The sequence below is a fragment of the Propionispora vibrioides genome, from assembly GCF_900110485.1.
Lineage (GTDB): Bacteria > Bacillota > Negativicutes > Propionisporales > Propionisporaceae > Propionispora > Propionispora vibrioides.
In genome coordinates, this window is record NZ_FODY01000002.1 from 13,882 (window position 1) to 32,834 (window position 18,953).

At 50.1% G+C, this 18,953-nt stretch carries 14 protein-coding genes; 8 read left to right on the plus strand and 6 right to left on the minus strand.

Annotation, left to right across the window (positions count from 1 at the left end; all coding sequences use genetic code 11):
* Positions 1–194 precede the first annotated feature (194 nt).
* Genes BMW43_RS02005 through BMW43_RS02015 form a run of 3 tightly spaced genes read right to left on the minus strand, consistent with a single transcriptional unit; the run spans position 195 to position 5,061 of the window.
* Positions 195–2,081 (minus strand): substrate-binding domain-containing protein, encoded by a 1,887-nt coding sequence (locus BMW43_RS02005; protein ID WP_245732187.1) that lies wholly within the window; start codon positions 2,079–2,081, stop codon positions 195–197.
* Entirely contained in the window at positions 2,078–3,289 is a 1,212-nt protein-coding gene (locus BMW43_RS02010) for a response regulator transcription factor (protein ID WP_091743736.1), read from the minus strand. Before BMW43_RS02010 ends, BMW43_RS02005 begins: the two co-directional genes overlap by 4 nt.
* Positions 3,274–5,061 (minus strand): cache domain-containing sensor histidine kinase, encoded by a 1,788-nt coding sequence (locus tag BMW43_RS02015; protein ID WP_439331441.1) that lies wholly within the window; start codon positions 5,059–5,061, stop codon positions 3,274–3,276. Before BMW43_RS02015 ends, BMW43_RS02010 begins: the two co-directional genes overlap by 16 nt.
* A 288-nt stretch (positions 5,062–5,349) precedes the next feature.
* Between BMW43_RS02015 and zwf the strand changes: the two genes are divergently transcribed.
* Genes zwf through gnd form a run of 3 tightly spaced genes read left to right on the plus strand, consistent with a single transcriptional unit; the run spans position 5,350 to position 9,052 of the window.
* Entirely contained in the window at positions 5,350–6,861 is a 1,512-nt protein-coding gene (gene zwf, locus BMW43_RS02020) for a glucose-6-phosphate dehydrogenase (protein ID WP_091743737.1), read from the plus strand.
* A gap of 6 nt (positions 6,862–6,867) precedes the next feature.
* On the plus strand, positions 6,868–7,599 hold the full coding sequence (gene pgl, locus BMW43_RS02025) for a 6-phosphogluconolactonase (protein WP_091743738.1): 732 nt from the start codon (positions 6,868–6,870) through the stop codon (positions 7,597–7,599).
* A 28-nt stretch (positions 7,600–7,627) separates the two neighbouring features.
* Positions 7,628–9,052: a decarboxylating NADP(+)-dependent phosphogluconate dehydrogenase gene (gene gnd, locus BMW43_RS02030; RefSeq protein ID WP_091743739.1), complete on the plus strand. Its 1,425-nt coding sequence runs from the start codon at positions 7,628–7,630 to the stop codon at positions 9,050–9,052.
* Positions 9,053–9,116: 64 nt separating this feature from the next.
* On the opposite strand, the gene BMW43_RS02035 is transcribed toward gnd, so the two are convergent.
* Together BMW43_RS02035 and BMW43_RS02040 are read right to left on the minus strand one after the other, a co-directional pair.
* Positions 9,117–12,041: an insulinase family protein gene (locus BMW43_RS02035; RefSeq protein WP_091743740.1), complete on the minus strand. Its 2,925-nt coding sequence runs from the start codon at positions 12,039–12,041 to the stop codon at positions 9,117–9,119.
* A 127-nt stretch (positions 12,042–12,168) separates the two neighbouring features.
* On the minus strand, positions 12,169–13,527 hold the full coding sequence (locus tag BMW43_RS02040) for a sodium-dependent transporter (RefSeq protein ID WP_091743741.1): 1,359 nt from the start codon (positions 13,525–13,527) through the stop codon (positions 12,169–12,171).
* 245 nt (positions 13,528–13,772) lie between these two features.
* Here BMW43_RS02040 and BMW43_RS02045 point away from each other — a divergent pair, with 245 nt between their 5' ends.
* Together BMW43_RS02045 and BMW43_RS02050 are read left to right on the plus strand one after the other, a co-directional pair.
* Positions 13,773–14,489: a hypothetical protein gene (locus BMW43_RS02045; RefSeq protein ID WP_091743742.1), complete on the plus strand. Its 717-nt coding sequence runs from the start codon at positions 13,773–13,775 to the stop codon at positions 14,487–14,489.
* 100 nt (positions 14,490–14,589) lie between these two features.
* Complete coding sequence (locus BMW43_RS02050; protein ID WP_091743743.1) at positions 14,590–15,108, plus strand: cob(I)yrinic acid a,c-diamide adenosyltransferase; 519 nt, start codon at positions 14,590–14,592, stop codon at positions 15,106–15,108.
* A 61-nt stretch (positions 15,109–15,169) separates the two neighbouring features.
* Here BMW43_RS02050 and fumC read toward each other — a convergent pair whose 3' ends face one another.
* The gene (gene fumC / locus BMW43_RS02055; RefSeq protein ID WP_091743744.1) at positions 15,170–16,558 is read right to left on the minus strand and encodes a class II fumarate hydratase; all 1,389 of its coding nucleotides are present in this window, start codon (positions 16,556–16,558) and stop codon (positions 15,170–15,172) included.
* A 213-nt stretch (positions 16,559–16,771) separates the two neighbouring features.
* Between fumC and BMW43_RS02060 the strand changes: the two genes are divergently transcribed.
* The 3 genes from BMW43_RS02060 (at position 16,772) to BMW43_RS02070 (ending at position 18,943) form a co-directional block, all read left to right on the plus strand.
* Complete coding sequence (locus BMW43_RS02060) at positions 16,772–17,527, plus strand: exodeoxyribonuclease III (RefSeq protein ID WP_091743745.1); 756 nt, start codon at positions 16,772–16,774, stop codon at positions 17,525–17,527.
* 155 nt (positions 17,528–17,682) lie between these two features.
* Positions 17,683–18,063, plus strand: a complete 381-nt coding sequence (locus tag BMW43_RS02065) for a response regulator (protein WP_177173432.1) — start codon at positions 17,683–17,685, stop codon at positions 18,061–18,063.
* Positions 18,064–18,067: 4 nt separating this feature from the next.
* Entirely contained in the window at positions 18,068–18,943 is an 876-nt protein-coding gene (locus BMW43_RS02070; protein ID WP_091743747.1) for an HD-GYP domain-containing protein, read from the plus strand.
* Positions 18,944–18,953 lie beyond the last annotated feature (10 nt).

Below are 18,953 nucleotides of genomic sequence, written 5' to 3' on the forward strand. Positions count from 1 at the left end.
TACCCAAAGGGCACAGCGCGGATTTCTTAACGTAAGCCGGCAATTTTTCATCCTGCGGAACGTAGTTTTCCGGAAAAGGCCAAACAGGGAACTAAACAAGGCTATTACACTTTTAGTGCAACAGCCCCTTTGCCATAAACAGAAGACCAGCCAACTATAGAACGAATCAACGTAAGGCTGCCAATGCCTTCATCCTAGTAACGGCGGCTGCTGTATTCCTGGGCAGCCAGTTCAGACGGGAATACTTCTTCGGAAGTAATAATCCGGATGGGCAGTTGCCGCCCGGCCATATGCCATTTTACCGCCTGCATAAGCTGCGGCCCTAACAGCGGCGTACATTCAACCGCACAGTTCAGTTTTCCCTCCAGCATGGCCTTAAAGGCGGCTCTGGTAGCGTCGATCGACACAACCAGAATATCCCGGCCCGGCTTTAAACCAAATTCTTCAATCGCTTGAATAGCGCCTAAAGCCATATCGTCATTATGAGCATAGACCACCTGGATATCACCGCCATAGATTGCCAAAGCCGCCTGCATAGCCTCTTTTCCCTGCACCTCGGTAAAATCACCGCTTGCCGAATAAAGCACCTTAAAGGCCGGATGATCTTTACTAATCTCGTCAAAGCCTTTCTTCCGGTCAATGGCCGGTGCCGACCCGATCGTGCCCTCCAACTCCACAATATTTACCGTCGGCCAGCCCTTAGTCTTTGCCGCCAGCCAACGGGCCGCCCGCCTGCCCTCTTCCACAAAATCACCACCGATAAACGTGGTGTATAGCGAAGGGTCCACCCCTTCCACCGCCCGGTCCGATAAGATGACAGGAATGCCAGCTGCCTTAGCCTCTTTTAAGATGCCCTCCCAACCGGTGGCAACCACCGGAGCAAAGGCAATCACGTCCACTTTCTGTTCAATGAACGAACGGATGGTTTCTATTTGTTTTTCCTGACGCTGATCAGCCTCGACAAACAGCAGTTCAATCCCTTCATCCTTGGCCGCCTGCTTTATCGATTCCGAATTGGCAATACGCCAGCCGCTCTCGGCGCCTACCTGGGAAAATCCGACCACAATCCTGCCGCCAGTCCGGCTTACATTTCCTTGCCGGCCTTCCCTGGCCTGCAGATATTCCGGTATCGTCTCCCGGGTCATCTTGTTGCTGCGCAGAATAATCTTCTTGGGAATGCCCCGTTCATGATTTAAAATAGCAATGGCGTATTGCACGGCTTCCCGGCCACCGGTAGGACAGGTAAACGTTCCTTCCAAAATCCCCTCCTCCACCAGCTTCAACCCACCGGTCGGTCCGGCAAATCCGTCAATGCCAACCACCTTGACATCCTTTCGTCCCAGCTTCCGGGTTGCCCGGTAGGCCCCTAACGCCATATAGTCGTTTTGAGCGAAAATCACGTCAATCCGGGGATAACGGGGAATCAACTCGGCCAGCTTATCTTCGGCCTTATCTCGCTGCCAGTCGGCAATAATGGTGTCCAGAATATTGATGTGTCCTGTACTGCCAACCACTTCCCGGAAGCCCTCACTCCGGTCCCGTACCGGCGGTGAACCGGACAGTCCCTGAATCTCAATGACGTTGCCGCCTTGCTTTTGCAGCAACTCAGCGACCAACTTGCCTGCATCCCGTCCGATCAGAACATTATCGGGCCCAATGTACAGGGTATAGTCATATCCCTCCACCGCCCGGTCCAATACAATAACCGGGATTTTTTTATAGGCTTCGGCTACAATCGGTGTCAGCGCCGCCGAATCATTGGGCGATATGATCAATAAGTCGATCCCCTGGGCTAACAGCTCCTCCACATCCTTAATTTGTTTGTTGCTGCTCTGCACAGCATCGGTAAAGATCAGGCGCAAATCTTTATGGTTTACAGCTTCGTCCTTGATTTCCTCATTCATCAGAATCCGCCAGGGCTCAATCAGGTTTGCCTGCGACACGCCAATCAAATATTTTACTTTATCCCCGCCCGCCACCTGGTCCGCCCCATCCCGGCAGCCGGCCGGCAATAAGGAAAGCAGCAGAATCATAAGCACAGCAATCGCTGTTATCCTGTTATTTTTCCCATGCCTGTTCACGCATGAATCCCTCTTTTCCGGTATTCCGCCGGTGACACCCCCAGCACCTTTTTAAAGGCCGTGCTAAAATAATGCTGATTGGAATATCCCACCAGTTCTGCTACTTCATACAGCTTGACCGCCGGATCGTTCATCAGTTGAATGGCCTTTTGCACCCTTACACCGGTCAGATAATCAATAAAGGATATGCCGGTCTCCTGCTTTAGCAACCGGCTTAAATAGGCCGGACTGATCTGGACGGCTTTGGCCACATCCTGAAGCGACAAATCTTCTTTATAATAATAGGTGTCGATAAACTTTTGAGAAATCAGCACCACCGGCGTGCAATTGAGCCGTTTGTTCAGTTCGGCCGTAAGGCGTTGGTATACGGCAGCAACGCTTTCCCCCCAATCGGTCAGCGGTTGCTGACAAACAACGACCAGTTGATTTAAACTCCTTTCCAGCGTTTGCTGCACCTGTTCACTCCACTGATACCACTCGGCCAGTCCCGTCAGCGGACAGATCGCCACTATCGCATCGCGGCCATCGCGGAAAATCATTTTGTCCCTGTCAGCCGGCCACAAATCCATTAAGACATTCTGAACGGCAAACAGCAGCATCTCCTTATCCCAGGCGCGCGGCAATGCTTCTCGCTGGCAGGCTCCCACCACCTTCAGCAGCAACATGCCCGCCTGCTCCGGCAGCACGATTTCCAGAAAATCCAGTTGCTCGGCCAATTGACCGGACGGCAGTTTACCTTGCACCCAGTCATTATAAAACCGTTCCCGGAGCAATGGCAGGTTCTTCTGGGTTTCCCGGCTGGCCCAATTCAGATACTTATGCTGCGACCTTGACCGGCTGGCTTCCTGCCCGGCCTGCTCCAAAACAGCGATCAGCTGGTCCTTGGCAACGGGTTTCAGCAAATAGTCGAATACCCGAAGCTTCAAGGCCTGCTGAGCGTAAGAAAATTCATCATGGCCGGTAATGACAATCACTACACAATCGACCGCCACGGCTTTCAACTGTTCGATAAATTGCAGACCGTTCACAAAAGGCATGCAGATATCGACCAGAACGATATCCGGCCGAAGGAGCCGGGCCTGCTCCAGGGCCATTTCGCCGTCCTCGGCCTCACCAGCCACCTCCATCCCCATTCCCGGCCAGTCTACCAGGTTTCTAAGCCCTCGGCGAATTTTAGGCTCATCATCGGCGATTAAGACTTTCCACATACACTCACCTCATCTAACAGCGGATGCCATACTTCCACTTGCGTTCCCTCGCCGTACACGCTGTAATAACGCAGTCCGTACTCCGGTCCGAATGACAGGCGGATGCGTTCGTTTACATTGTAAATGCCAAAACCCAGCCCGCTGGACTCCCGCTCTCCCCCGGACAATAGTTCATTGATTTCCTGCATCTTTGCCGGGGAAAGTCCCATTCCGTTATCGGCAATAGTAAACAAGAGCCGGCCGTTGGCTATTTGGGCCTCCAGCCTAATCAGGCCGCCGCCCCGGCGGGAATTGATACCGTGATAGATGGCGTTTTCCACCAGGGGTTGCAAAATCAGCTTCAGCACCTTATGCTGCAAAACGGCTTCGTCGTACACGAGCTCATACTCCAGTTTGTCTTCATAACGGGCCTTTTGGATAATCAAATAACTCCTGATATGTTCCAGCTCTTCCTGTACCGGAATCATTTCCTTTCCTTTGCTGAGACCGATACGGAACAAATTAGCCAAGGCGCCGACAATGCTGACAATATCCTGGGCATTATGCCCCTGGGCCATCCACTGAATTGTATCCAGCGTATTATATAAAAAGTGTGGTTTAATTTGCGCCTGCAGCGTTTTCAGCTCGGCTTCCCGCTTACGCTTTTGCTCCACATAGACCATGTCAATCAAATTACTGATCTCACTGATCATATTATTAAAGCTTCTGCCCAATTGACCGATTTCATCATTGTACTTACTGTTAAACCGCACACTTAGGTCGCCTTCCTCGGCGCTTTTCATCAGACTGCGCAGTTTGCCAAGCGGTTTTACGATAGACGACGTAAAGAAAAGTGCCGTAATGACAGCAAAAATGAGCGTGATTCCGGCAATCAGCAGGGAATAATACCGGATATCGGTGACCTCCTGCAGCGTCTCATTCAGGGAAAACACGCCCACCGTCCGCCATTTGGTATATTCCGAATCCTTATACATAATTTGATATTCACTGTCCCGGATGGATTTTACGATGCTACCTGCCGGATTGATTAGCCAGTCGGGCTTGACCCGGTAAACGATAGGATTTACCGGCGCGTATACGATGCCGCCGTTAGCGTCCATGATATAAAGGAAACCGTTCTTTCCCAGTGTGACGGCTTCAATGACCTGCTTAAGGATAGACAGCTTCATATCAATCAGAATAACTCCCAGGCATTTACCGGTGGCCGGGTCCAAGACAGCCTTGGCGATAGATACCACATCATCGGCACTGTAGTTCAGCGTTGTCGTAATATTCCGGCCAATCGGCTTGCTGAATAGCTCAATCGTACGCGGCGAAGCAGCCGCCCGCTTGTACCAGATCTCTTCAGTCAGCGGATCGCGGGCAATGCGGTACATTTCATTGCTGATATAGGCATCCTGTTCATTGACAATCAAAATTCCCGCAATTTCGGGATGAACGCCGGTAAATGTTTCAATCACCCGGCTGACGGCCAGTTCCAGGGCAACATTATCCCCGCTTGGCTTACTCAGCAAAAACTGTTTCACCTTCGGTTCTTGGGACAAATAATGGATGATATTTTCCATATCGTGAATATAAAATTCCACGTTACGTGTTACCTGCCCGATCATCTGCTCGGTTTGGACATTGGTCTGCTCTTCGATCGACCGGCTGTATAAAAAATTGCCAAGAACACCCAGTGTAATGATTGGCAGTAAAATCAAAGTCATAAAATAGAGCAGCAATTTGAACCGGATACTCTTGCCGCTGATAAAGCTATGGAGCCGCTCCACCGCCAGCACCCCGCCCTGCAATAATTTTTAATATTCCCACAATTTATTATACACTACGCCTTAGTCTCTGGCATAGCCTTCCAGTTAAAATCCTGACAGCAACGCCCGATGACAGGGAATAAAACACCAGCCAAACTATAAAATATAGGGAAGGAAAATTGTATTTTGCCAGCTTTCATGTTACGATATTTTCATCAAAGGAAAATATTTGCTGTGTTATCCCACCTGTTTTATCTTCCCGACAGGCAACATTGGCCGGGAATCTATGAGGCAAAGGAGTTGAGTATAATGACCTATGGAATAAAACCGGACCCCGCCGTGATTGTCATCTTCGGGGCCTCTGGCGATCTTACCGCCCGTAAAGTGGTACCGGCACTTTACAATTTGTTTTTAGACGATTACCTGCCCGCTCAGTATTCTATCGTGGGCGTATCCCGCACCCCCTTCAACGACGATGAGTTCCGAACCCACCTGCGTTCGGGCGTCGAAAAGTTTTCCCGCCGCGGCACCCCTAAAGAAAAAGAGTGGTCTGCCTTTGCCGGCAATGTGCATTACCTGCAGGCCGAATACAACGATCCCTCCCTGTATCAAAAATTGCTGGAGCTTGACGAGACTAGCTGGAGCACGCCACCTAATCTGATCTTTTATCTGGCCACACCACCTAATTTATTCCCGGAAATTATCAGCCAGTTAGGCAACTTTGACCTGCTGCGCGGGGATTCCCGTTACCGTATCGTCATCGAAAAACCCTTCGGCCATGATTTAAAATCCGCCCAGAAACTGAATCAAGAGCTGACTCAGGTCTTTAGAGAACATCAGATTTATCGTATTGACCACTATCTGGGAAAAGAAACGGTACAAAACATCCTGGCCTTCCGGTTTGGCAACGCGGTTTGGGAGCCGATCTGGAACCGCAACTTTATTGACCATATCCAAATCACCGTGGCAGAGCAGATCGGTATCGGCCGCCGCGGCGGTTATTATGAATCGGCCGGGGCTCTCAGGGACATGATGCAAAATCACCTGTTGCAGCTTTTATGCTTTATGGCGATGGAGCCGCCAACCTCCTTTGACGCCGATGAAATTCGCAACAAGAAGGTCGACGTGATGCACGCTATCCGTCTGATTTCCCGGGAGGAAGTACCCCGCTTTGCCGTGCGGGGTCAGTATGGCGGTGGACTGGTGGAAGGCGAGTCGGTCCCCTCCTACCGGGCGGAAACAGGTGTCCGCGCTTCGTCCAATACGGAAACCTTCGCTGCATTAAAGCTGTTCATCGATAACTGGCGCTGGCAGGGAGTCCCCTTTTATCTACGGACAGGCAAACGGATGCCGGCCCGCGTCTCGGAAATTTCACTGCAGTTTAGACCGGTGCCGCACCATCCCTTCTCCCATCTTAACACTCAATTGTTCCAGCCGAACCGGCTGGTCATCCAAATAGAACCCAATGAGGGCATTGTACTCCGGACACTGGCTAAAGAACCGGGACTGGGCATGAAGTTAAAACAGGTCGATATGCAGTACTGCTATCACGATGTGTTTAAAACGCCTTCACCCGATGCCTACGAAACCTTGCTGGTTGATATTCTGCGGGATGATCCCGGCCTGTTTATGCGGGCCGATCAGGTGGAAGCAGCCTGGCGGGTACTTGACCCTATTCTGGAAGTCTGGCGTTCTAACCAGGAATTGAATTTTCCCAACTACCAGCCCGGTCAATGGGGCCCGCCGGAGGCTGAGCACCTGATTGCCCAGGATCGCCGGACCTGGCTGCCGCCGGTCTGCGCCGAACTAAAGAGAGGATGATGCTGCTTGATTCGGATTTTTGACGACCCAACAAGTGTAGCGGTCGCCGCCGCCGGCCTGTTCGCTGAAGCAGCGGCCGCCGCTATGCAAAGCAAAGGCTCTTTCTGCGCTGCCTTATCCGGCGGCTCTACGCCGCGGCGATTGTATGAAGAGCTGGCCAAACAGCCCTGGCGCGACCAAATCGCCTGGGAGAAAGTATTTCTCTTTTGGGGTGATGAGCGTTATGTGGCGCCCACCGACCCGCTCAGCAATCAGAAAATGACCCATGAAGCCCTGCTCGATCATGTGCCTATTCCGCCAGCCAATCTCTTTCCCATTCCCTTCGCCGCTTCCGCCGGCGAGTCGGCAAGTCTCTATGAGACCACGCTTCGCACCTTCTTTGGTGCTGGGCCACGGTTTGATCTTATGCTGCTTGGCCTGGGAGCGGACGGCCACACCGCTTCGCTCTTTCCCGGCACGGCTGCCCTGGCTGAAACCAATCGCTGGGTTTGTCCCTGCCGGCCGCAGGGAACGGGACCGGACAGAATCACGCTTACCTTTCCGGTCATCAACCGGTCCGCCGCCATTTTGTTTCTCGTTACAGGCCAGGACAAAGCACCGGTCATCGAAGCAGTGCTTGATAAGAAAAATAACCAGGCCGCCTTACCCGTACAGCAAGTGCAGCCTGTGCAAGGCCAAATAACCTGGTTTCTCGACAAGATGGCTGCCGGCCATCTATCACCCGCAACTGGCAATTAAACTTGATATAACCGAGGAGGACATGCTTATGCCAAAAACCTATCAAATCGGTCTGATCGGCCTGGCAGTTATGGGGCAGAACCTGGTATTAAACATGCTGGAAAAAGGATTCTCCGTAGCCGTCTACAACCGGACATTCAGCAAGACAGAAGAGTTTATCGCCAGTCTGCCTCCAGTAACGGCACTGGCCGGAGCCCGTTCGATCGAAGAATTCGTCGAGCTGCTGGCCAAACCGCGCAAAATCATGCTCATGGTCAAAGCCGGTCAGCCGGTGGATGCCATACTCAATGAATTGCTGCCCCATCTGGCGCCCGGTGACATCGTAATCGACGGCGGCAACTCCTTTTTCACCGATACGCAGCGCCGCAGCCGGCAGCTGGCCGACCGGGGCATCCACTTTATCGGTATGGGCGTATCGGGCGGCGAGGAAGGAGCTCTCCACGGTCCCAGCCTGATGCCGGGCGGTGAACGGTCCGCCTACGAAGCTATTGCGCCAATTTACACCCGCATCGCCGCCCAGGTGGCCGATGGTCCCTGTTGCGCCTATGTAGGTCCCGATGGCGCCGGTCATTATGTAAAAATGGTCCATAACGGCATTGAATATGGCGACATGCAGCTCATCAGCGAAGCCTACTACATCTTAAAAAAGGCGCTTCATCTGTCCGCCTTTGAACTGCATGAGGTATTCGCCCGCTGGAACCAGGGAGTCCTTAACTCCTATCTGATCGAAATCACCGGCGATATTTTTCTCCAGCAGGACGAAAGCACTGGCAAACCGCTGGTTGAAATCATCCAAGACAAGGCCGGTCAAAAAGGGACCGGCAAGTGGACTTCGCAAAGTGCCCTGGATCTGGGTGTGCCGGTGCCGACCATCACGGAAGCCGTTTTTGCCCGCTGCATGTCGGCCTACAAGGAGGAGCGGGTTGCCGCCGCACCTCTGCTGGCAGGTCCGGAAGAACCCTATCAGGGCGACAAGCAGGCGTTGATCGACGCCATACATGATACGCTGTATGCCTCAAAAATCTGCTCCTACGCCCAGGGTTTTGCCCTGTTAAAAGCTGCCGGTGAAACTTACGGCTGGCAGTTGAATAGCGGTGACATCGCCCTGCTGTGGCGAGGCGGCTGCATTATCCGGGCCCAGTTCCTTGACCGCATCAAAGAAGCCTTTACCGATAATCCGGAGCTTGCCAACCTGCTGGTTGCTCCCTATTTCCGGGATGAACTGAGCCGCCTGCAGAAAAACTGGCGGCTGGTCGCAACTACCTGCAAAGAGCTGGGCATTCCCGTGCCGGCGATCAGTGCCTCGCTGGACTATTACGACAGTTACCGCCAGGCTGTACTGCCGGCCAACCTGCTCCAGGCCCAGCGGGATTATTTCGGCGCCCATACCTATGAACGGCTTGACCGTCCGGGAACTTTCCACACCCAATGGCAGAAAAGTGATCTGAAATAAATTTAGGACAAAGAAGAAGCCGGGAAAACGTTGTTCGTTTTCCCGGCTTTACTCTTTATACCACCTACGGACGCACCTGCAAGGTCCGGTTGAAAATAGCCTCGTTGGCTTTTATCTTCTCTTCGCCGCCCAGCACACAAAGGTAGTTTTCTGCCATGGCCGCTTCGATCATTCCGGCTAATTGGCGGATATCCTGCTGCCGGGTGCCTAAAATTTCATCCCGCTCCTGCTGGCGGTCGGACTGGCTGACCTTTCGAATATACAGCAGATCGGCTTGTTCCCCCTTTTGGGACACAGTCAGGGGAGTATCCAGCCGGCTGATGGTGCCGATAATATATTTAGTCATTTCCCGATCGTCTACGGCAAACCCGTTAAGATAGTCGGCCGTCTCATCATAGACTGCCAGCGTTTCTTTCAGATTGGGGTCTCGATAGGAGCCAAACACCAGATTGCCGTTCCGTTCCAGTGTGGCAAAACCGCCATAGGCGCCACCCTGGACCCTTACCTTAGTCCACAGATAGTCATAGCGCAAAATAGTCTCCAAAACCTTATAGCTTCCCTGGTAGGAATAGCCCAGGCGGCGGAAATTGGCGCCCTTGGCCACATATTGAACCTTACCGGCCGTCATAATTCCCTCGTTCCGTTTTTCCAAAGCAGCCTGATATGGCTGAGTTGGCAGCGCCGCCGTCGACAATTGGCCACAAAAATCCTTAAACACCGGTTGGAAAGCCGCGTACTGCTCCTCGGTAGCCGTCACGCCGACCAACAGGTTGTTTTTGTTATATATTTGCGCCGCTACAAATTCCAGACCGGCCACAATTTCAGCCGCTTTGGCCGCAAAATTGGTATCCAGTTCGGTGATAAACTCATAGAAACTCAAGAGTCCGGCTTCATTGTAGTGAGCGCCGGGCGAAACATAGGAAAGCACCCGGGCGGCAACAATCTCCTGCCCACGGCGGAACACATTGTTGTCCCATTTAGCTTTGCTTTCCCGGACAACCTCCTGCAGACGCTTCCTATCGGAAAATACGCTTTTGCCGATAATCTGGTGAAACAAATCCATCATTTGTGGCAGCTTTTCCTGCAGGGCTTTGCTCTTCACCATCAGTTTAGGCGAGAATTTATCGGCCTCCATGTTTTCCCCATAGGCTGCTGTACGGTAGGCAAAACCGCCGGTCCAGAGGTTTATCTCATTGGACAGTTCGCTGTAACCGTATTTTTCGGTGTCCATTTTCCCCAAAACCTCGGTCAGCAAATAGACATACGGCAGATGGCTTTGCGGGACAGCCGTCAAGTCGAAATATAAATTGACATAGATAATCCCGTTTGTCGCCAAAGGGTGGAACAGAACAGTCACACCATTTTCCGTTCGTTCCGCTACCGGTAGTTCTTCCACCTTCTTCTCAATATCGTCAATGGCCAAAAGCGGAATGCTAGCCAAGTCCTCCGGCGAATCGGGCGCCTGCTGCAACTCTTTCAACCGGGCTGTCTGCTGAATCAGCCGGTCAAGCTCCGCTTCCGACAGAGAAGCCTTATAGGCGGCCAAATGTTCACGGACGGCCTGGTCTTTTTCCGCCGCCAGCCCTTGTCTGGGTTTCAGAACAACCAGCGCCTGATGCTTATTCTGCAGCAGATACGTATCAATCAGATTCTCGAAATAGCCAGTGGTTAGTGCCGCTTTGATCTTTGCCAATGGGTTGGTATATTCCAGATAAACCAGCGGGCTTTGGTCATACAGCCAGCTTTCCAGGCATTTGATATTGTAAATAAGCCCTTTGGGACGACTGCCAAAATTGGCTTCCCGGTAAGTAAACTCAAAGATATTAATCGCCGCTTCGATAAGTTTTTTGTCAATGCCTTCAGCCACCAGTCGCCGCAGTTCCGTCTCAACCGTCCTGACAAACAGCTCCTTCTGGTCCTCATTTGTTCCGCTGATGACAATACCCCAGGTCGGTTGCAGCAGCCCCCGGTCGAAGCTGCCTGATACGTCACTGCCGACACCGGCTTCCAGCAGAGCCTGCTTCAGGGGAGCCGCCGGTGTTTCTAGCAGCAGATAATTCAGCAAATCAAAAGCCAGAACCAGCTCGGGCTCCTGTGCATCGCCAATAACAAAATTCAGACTGAAAAAAGTTTTATCCTGCGTGCTCTCGCTGGGTCCCACCGGATAATCATAGTCCTGCTCAATCCGCCGGCCAAAAGCGGGCTGTGCCGCAATGTCCGAATCGACTTCAATTTTGTCAAAATGGCTTAAATATTCCTCATCCATAAACCGGAGCTGCTCCAGAATATCCATATCGCCATACAAAAAGAGATACGAATTGGACGGATGATAGTATTGCCGGTGAAAATTTAAAAACTGCTCCTGAGTAAGCTCAGGGATAAACTCCGGATCACCGCCCGATTCAAGACCATAAGTGGTATCCGGGAACAACGTCGTCATCACCTTATGCTCCAGTACGGCATCAGGCGAAGAAAAAACACCCTTCATTTCATTATAGACAACACCTTTGTAAATGAGCTCACTGTCTTTGCTTTCCAGTTCATAATGCCAGCCCTCTTGCATCAGCGTTTCCGGGCATTGATAAATATCGGGATAAAATACAGCGTCCAGATAGACATCCATCAAATTGCGGAAGTCCTTATCATTCCGGCTGGCTACCGGATACATGGTTTTATCGGGAAAAGTCATGGCATTCAAAAAAGTGTTTAACGAACCTTTCACCAACTCAACAAAGGGCTCCTTCAAAGGAAATTTTCGCGAACCGCATAACACTGAATGCTCAATGATATGGGCCACTCCTGTACTGTCAGCCGGCGGAGTTCTAAAGGTTGCTGAAAAAACTTTATTATCATCCCCGTTTGCCAATACCAACAGCCGGGCCCCACTCTTTTCATGACAAAACAATTTGGCATCCGATTGAATATCCGCCACCGTTTGTTCTTCCTGGAGGCGAAATCCGTGATAGATTTGGCCAATTTTCCATTCCATAGCATTACCTCGCTTCCCCAATATACATTATACACGACAAAATTATATTTATATCAGTTTATAATCATATTAACAAAAACAGAATCACAACTGCAACTGCCTTTGTGATTCTGTTACTTTGCTACAATTATAGTTTTATTATACCCACTGAATTTAAAAAGATAATAATCAGCAAGGCCGGGGTCACATAGCGAACGGCAAAAAAGTAAAAGGACAACAGACCGCTTACCGCCAGGCTTCCGCCATTGGATAATTCCCGCTCCACATCGGCCCGGTCCACCCGGTAGCCGATAAACAGGGCGATTAAGAGGCCGCCTAAGGGCAGCATGACATTGGAGGACAAATAGTCAAACCAGTCAAAGAAACCGCGCCCCATGAAGGTCATATACCCCAAGAGACTATCCTTGTCCACCGACCAGGTAGCCAGCACGCCGATAGCAAAAATCAAAACGGCATTAAACAGAGCTGCCTTCGGCCGGGAAACTCCCCTTTCCTCCGCCATATAGGCGATGGGTACTTCCACAAGCGACAGCATCGCCGTAGTAGCGGCGATGGCCGCCAAGAAGAAAAAGGCGATCAATAAAATCCCACCAAACGGCATTTGTGAAAATACCAGAGGAATGGTCATAAACAGCAGCCCCGGACCGGCTCCCGGCTCCAGACCAAAGGAAAATACCGTAGGAAAGACGGCCAGCCCGGCCAAAATCGATATCAAGGTATCGGACAAAGCTACTTTCAGGCTGGTGGCAAACAGATTGTTATCATTGGTAAAATAGCTGCCGTAGGTAATCATCGTCCCCATACCTAAGGACAGTTTGAAAAAGGCCAAACCCATGGCCGTCAAAATAGCGACAGCCGAAAGTTTACTAAAATCAACATCAAACAGGAAATGAACCCCTTCAAAAGCGCCCGGCAACGTCAGTGCCCGTATGTCGCACAATATAACCAATATAAATAATAGCGGCATCAAAGTCTTGGTAATCCGTTCAATCCCCTTGCTTACCCCCATAGCCAGGATAGTCGCCACAACGGCCAGTACAACTCCCTGCCAGATGACCGGCGTAACCGGATTGACAATAGTTGCGCCAAACTGCGCTTTGGCACTTTCCATGGTAATTGCCGAAAAATCGCCGCACAGGGCTTTGAATAAATAGAAATATACCCAGCCGGCCACGCAACTGTAAAAAAACATAATAAAGTAGGAAGCGCCCACGCCCATCGTCCCGATATGCTTCCAAGCGGTATTAGGCGCCAGGGCGGCAATGGCGCCCACCGCATTACGCCGCATCTTTCGTCCGATATAAAATTCACCCAGCATAATCGGCAACCCGACAAACACAATACACAGCAAATAAACAAGTAAAAATGCCCCGCCACCAAACTGGCCAATCAGGTAAGGGAATTTCCATATATTCCCTAACCCCACGGCTGAGCCCAAGGTCGCAAAAAAGACGGCCAAGCCGGATGAGAACTTTTCTCTTAACATAAATCTACTTTCACCCTCATTTCTCTACTCTCATTAACAGAAACCTCCGTTGGCAAAAGTCTCCGTTTCTAATGGTACCATGGAAGTAAAAAAAAAACAATTTGATTTTATGTCTATATAGAAGGGACAAAGACAAAATTTTATACTTAATTCTAACAATCTTCCAATAAATGGAGTTTGCCCCTTTAAGTTAACATAATTTATAATAAGAACAGGGCAATACTTACTATAAAGGGGATTTTTTCATGCTTTATGCGACTCTGCTCACGGCTTCTTTTACCTTGGCTGCACTGACCCTGGCTACCGCTCCCGCCGCTGCCGCCCAGTCCGAAATATATGGTGGTTTTCAAACTTTCCGATGGCAGGAAACAGACTCTACCGGTGCCGAACTCATGCACGAAACAGGTCAGCTGTTCACCCTTGGTACAGCTTTCCATTCAGGCGGCCGACAGGTACTGAATACCACAGCTCTGGAAGTGTTTGGCGGCTCCCCAACCCATTATGAAACCAACGGGTCCAGTGCCGATCATTACCACGGGTTCAGTCTCGAAAGGCGCTGGGAACAAACCGTTTCACCCGGTAAACCGGCCCCCTTTGCCGGTCTTGGCTGGAAACAGTGGTCCAGAAGCATCGACTCCAGCCCCGGCTACTATGGCTATACGGAAAGCTGGAAATCCCTCTACGGCAAAGCCGGAATCCGTCAGGAACACGGGCCGCTTTATTGGGTTGCCGGGGTAAAAGCTCCCTTACATATCAGCAACGAAGTTGATTTTATCGATACCACTTTTACTCCCCGAAAAACACTAGGCTATTTTGCCGAGATAGGTACAGCCGGTAAAGACAAAAAAATCAGTCTGACCTATGAATACCAAAAATACAAAGCTTCCGCCACCGTCGACGGTTATTACCAGCCGGATTCCAGCGAACGGCTGCTAACGCTGCGCGCCGTCTTTACTCTTTAATAACGCTTTTTTCCCACCATACAAAAACTGCTTGCCACTGTTGTCACCGACAAAATTATGCTATGCTTAGAGTATCGACATACCCTAAGGAGGGATAGCTATGATTTACACTCGCACAGGCGATAAAGGCACCACCAGCTTGCTGGACGGCACCCGGATACGTAAAAACAGCATCCGGGTAGAAAGTTACGGAACCATCGATGAATTAAACTCCTTGCTTGGTTTTGGCAAACATTTTGTGCCCGAACAGGAAATTGTGACAAGGCTCCATATCATCCAAAAGGAACTGTTTGCCGTGGCTTCCGAGCTGGCTGATCCCCAGGGTAAAACCTACGCCTCCCACTTAAGTGATACGGAAATTCAACGGTTTGAAGCCTGGATTGACGAATATGTAAAAAAAATGGACCCGGCACCAAAATTCATTGTTCCAGGCAGCAGCCAGGCTTCTGGCATCCTGCATGTGGCTCGCACCGTATGCCGGCGGGCGGAACGGGTGATGATGACGCTGGATGAAACGGAACCGATCAATCCGGTTCTTGTGAAATATATCAACCGTCTTTCCGACGTACTCTATACCTTTGCCCGCTATCTGGAGGAAACCCAGGAGTTAGTTAATTAAAATTAGATAACAAAGAGACCAAGGCCGAAAATGGCCTTGGTCTCTTTGTTATCCATTGGATTTATTTGTTCGATTGAATCAGACGGGTCGGGTCCATATGATAATCATAGTCAGCCTCGTTCACATAGCCGGTAGCCAAAGCCGCCGCCTTTAGTGTAATCCCCTCGTGGGCTGCTTTCTTGGCAATTTCCGCCGCTTTGTCATAGCCGATCAAAGGCACCAGCCCGGTAATCAAAATAAGCGACTGCTGCAGATTCTGAGCGATCTTATTCCGGTTCGGTTCTATCCCCACCGCGCAGTTACGGTTGAAGGAATTCATTCCGTCGCTTAACAGGCGCACGGTTTGAATAAAATTATAGGCAATAACAGGCATAAATACGTTCAGTTGAAAATTACCCTGGCTCGCGGCAAAAGCAACGGTCGTATCATTGCCAAAAACCTGCGTTACAATCATGGTCAGCGCTTCTGCCTGGGTCGGGTTTACCTTGGATGGCATAATGGAGCTGCCCGGCTCGTTTTCCGGAATAGTAATTTCCCCGATCCCGCAGCGCGGACCGCTGGCCAGCCAGCGTACATCGTTGGCAATTTTCATCAGATCCGCCGCCAGTGCTTTCAACATGCCGTGCACCACCGTCATCTCGTCCTTGCTGGTAAGGGCATGAAACTTATTTGGCGAAGTCTGAAACTTCTCGCCGGTAAGCCGGCTAATCGCAGCCGCTACCTTAACGGCAAAGTCGGGGTGAGTATTGATCCCGGTTCCCACCGCCGTGCCGCCCATCGCCAGATTGCGTAAAAAATCAAGTCCCGTGGTCAGCATAATTTTATTCCGCTCCAGCATCCCCACCCAGCCACTGATTTCCTGGCCTAAGGTTAACGGTGTGGCATCCATCAAGTGGGTCCGGCCGATCTTAACGACATCCTTGAATTCCGCCGCTTTAGCCGCCAGCGTCCCGATCAGTCCGTCCAGTGCCGGCAACAATTGCTTGCGGACCAGGGTAAGCCCTGCCACATGGAGCGCTGTGGGGAAAATATCGTTGGAACTTTGCGAACGATTGACGTGGTCGTTGGGATGGACCTTTACGTTGGCCCCCGCTTCCGCCAGAATTTGTTCGGCCCGGTGAGCCAATACTTCATTAATATTCATATTAAACTGTGTGCCGCTGCCGGTCTGCCACACGGCCAATGGAAAATTTCCCGCCAGCTTATCCGCCAACAGATCGTCGCAAGCCCGGATAATGGCATCGGCCCGGACATCATCCAACAGCCCCAGTTCCTGATTGACTAAAGCTGCCGCCTTTTTAAGCACGCCAAATACCGTCACCAGTTCTCCCGGTATTTTTTCCGTACCGATTTGAAAATTCTCAAAGCTGCGCTGCGTCTGCGCTCCCCACAGCTTATCCGCCGGTACTTTGATCTCCCCCATTGAGTCCTTTTCAATACGATATTCCATAGTAGCACATCCTCTCTCCATTTATGTATATGTACTATTTGCCATACAGCACTTATCTATATGCCCAATTAAAAGTTATTTTATATAAACGATAATTATTATCATTTATATCTTTATTAAACGCCAAATTTAAGAAAAATGCAACATTTTCTTACTTGGCAACCCTTATTTTGTTTGTTATAATAACACAAAATCTTTGATTGAGGTAAAATTATGAAGTTATTATCATGGAACGTAAATGGACTAAGAGCTTGCCTGACCAAAGGATTTATGGATTTTTTCAATACTGCCGACGCGGATATTTTCTGCATTCAAGAGTCAAAACTGCAGCCGGAACAGATCGATTTGCAGCTTTCCGGCTATGAGCAGTACTGGAACAGCGCAATAAAGAAAGGTTACTCCGGCACAGCCGTGTTCACGCGCCTTGCACCGCTGGCCTGTACCCGTGGCATACAGATAGAAGAACATGACCAGGAAGGCCGGGTACTTACCCTGGAATTTGACAGGTTCTATCTGGTAAACGTATATACGCCCAACTCACAACGCGGTTTAGCCAGACTCGACTACCGGATGAAATGGGAAGAGGATTTCCAAGCCTATCTCATGCGACTTGACAGCAGCAAGCCGGTGATTGTCTGCGGCGACATGAATGTGGCTCACAAGGAAATTGATATAAAAAATCCGAAAGCCAACCGGAAAAACGCCGGTTTTACCGATGAGGAGCGGGCCAAAATGACGCTTTTGCTTGAAGCTGGCTTTATCGACTCCTTCCGCCATCTATATCCGGACAAGCAGGATGCCTACACCTGGTGGTCCTATATGATGAATGCCCGAGCCCGCAATATCGGATGGCGCATTGATTACTTTCTTGTTTCCGGCAAGCTCAAGCAAGCGGTTAAAGAAGCCACCATCTATCCGGAAGTCATGGGCAGCGACCACTGCCCTGTCGGTTTGGACATAGATTGGTAATTAAAGAAAGGCTTTCACCAAATTATTTAATTTCACCCTAGAGAATTTTCTTAAGAAGGCACCTCCACTGTAGGAAAAAGTCCCTGGAATCACGAATAAACCTTTTAATATTCTGGTTTAGTACGCTACTTATGTTTTGTACAGGGGGTAATAGTATGCCGCGGATATTGATTGTAGACGATTCCAGATTGTTTCGCGACTCCCTAAAAAAAATGATCGAGCCCCGTCTTTCGAGTGAATATGCGGAAGCAGCCAACGGCATCGAGGCCCTGGAAAAGCACCGTTCGTTTCAACCGGACATCATTTTCACAGGTATCGTTATGCCGCCGCCTGACGGGATTGCCTTACTAAAAATTATATCCGAAATAGACAATAAAGCAGTCCTTGTCATAATAAGCGCTTTAGGCAGCCAACCGGCCGTCTATAAGGAGTGCATGACTGCCGGCGCCTTTGCCGTACTAACCAAACCATTGAAACATGAAATGATTCTTTCTGTGATCAACTCCATTCAGTCTGAATTAAAGATAGGGGTATAATATCATGGAAGCAATTGATATTGATAAATTAGAAGCTGGCATGATTTGCAGTCAAACCATTTGTGATGTACGGGGAGTAATTCTGGTCGGCGCCGGCGTTACATTGACGCAATCCTGCATCAACAGGCTTAAGCGTTTTAACATCCAAAAGGTAGAAATTCAAGCCGAAGAGCCGCCTGCTCCGCCACCTCTTCCACGACCTGAGTTTCCTGTGCAGCAAACGCTGCTAACCATTCAACGCCTGACTAACGGTATCCGCCAGCAAAACATGCTGAGACTACAATCAAGCGCCGAAACCTTTGAGTCTATCATTTACGCGGTATTGGAAAAGCCTTACGTACAACAGTTTCTGGATCAGGATGCACAAGATGAAAAATTATATAATCATAGTCTGCGGGTAACGATCATTGCCCTTTATATGGGAATGATTTGTCGCTACGACATGCTTAATCTTGAATATCTCGCCATGGCCGGTATTATGCATGATTGCGGCATGGGAGGAGTATTGAAGGAAGATGACCGTCAACACCCGCTGAACGGGTTCATTAAAATGCGCAACAATGCACATATTCCCATGGTTGTGGCGTTGACCTGCTTACAGCATCATGAACGTTATGATGGAAAGGGCTTCCCCTTGGGCTTGAAAAGGGATCAAATTATTGAGTTTGCCAAAATTATTGCCATCGCTGATCAGTACGACCACCTGATCATTGGCGGTTGTAGTCCTCAGGAGGCATTATTCAAACTGCTGGAGGGCAAGCGAAAATTATTTGACCCCACCATAATTAATCTTTTAAACAATATCATCGACTGGCCTCATGCTTTGCTTAGAAACCACCACCCCGAACCGCTGCAAATAACAAATGACCAGGAACCATAGCTCCTGGTCA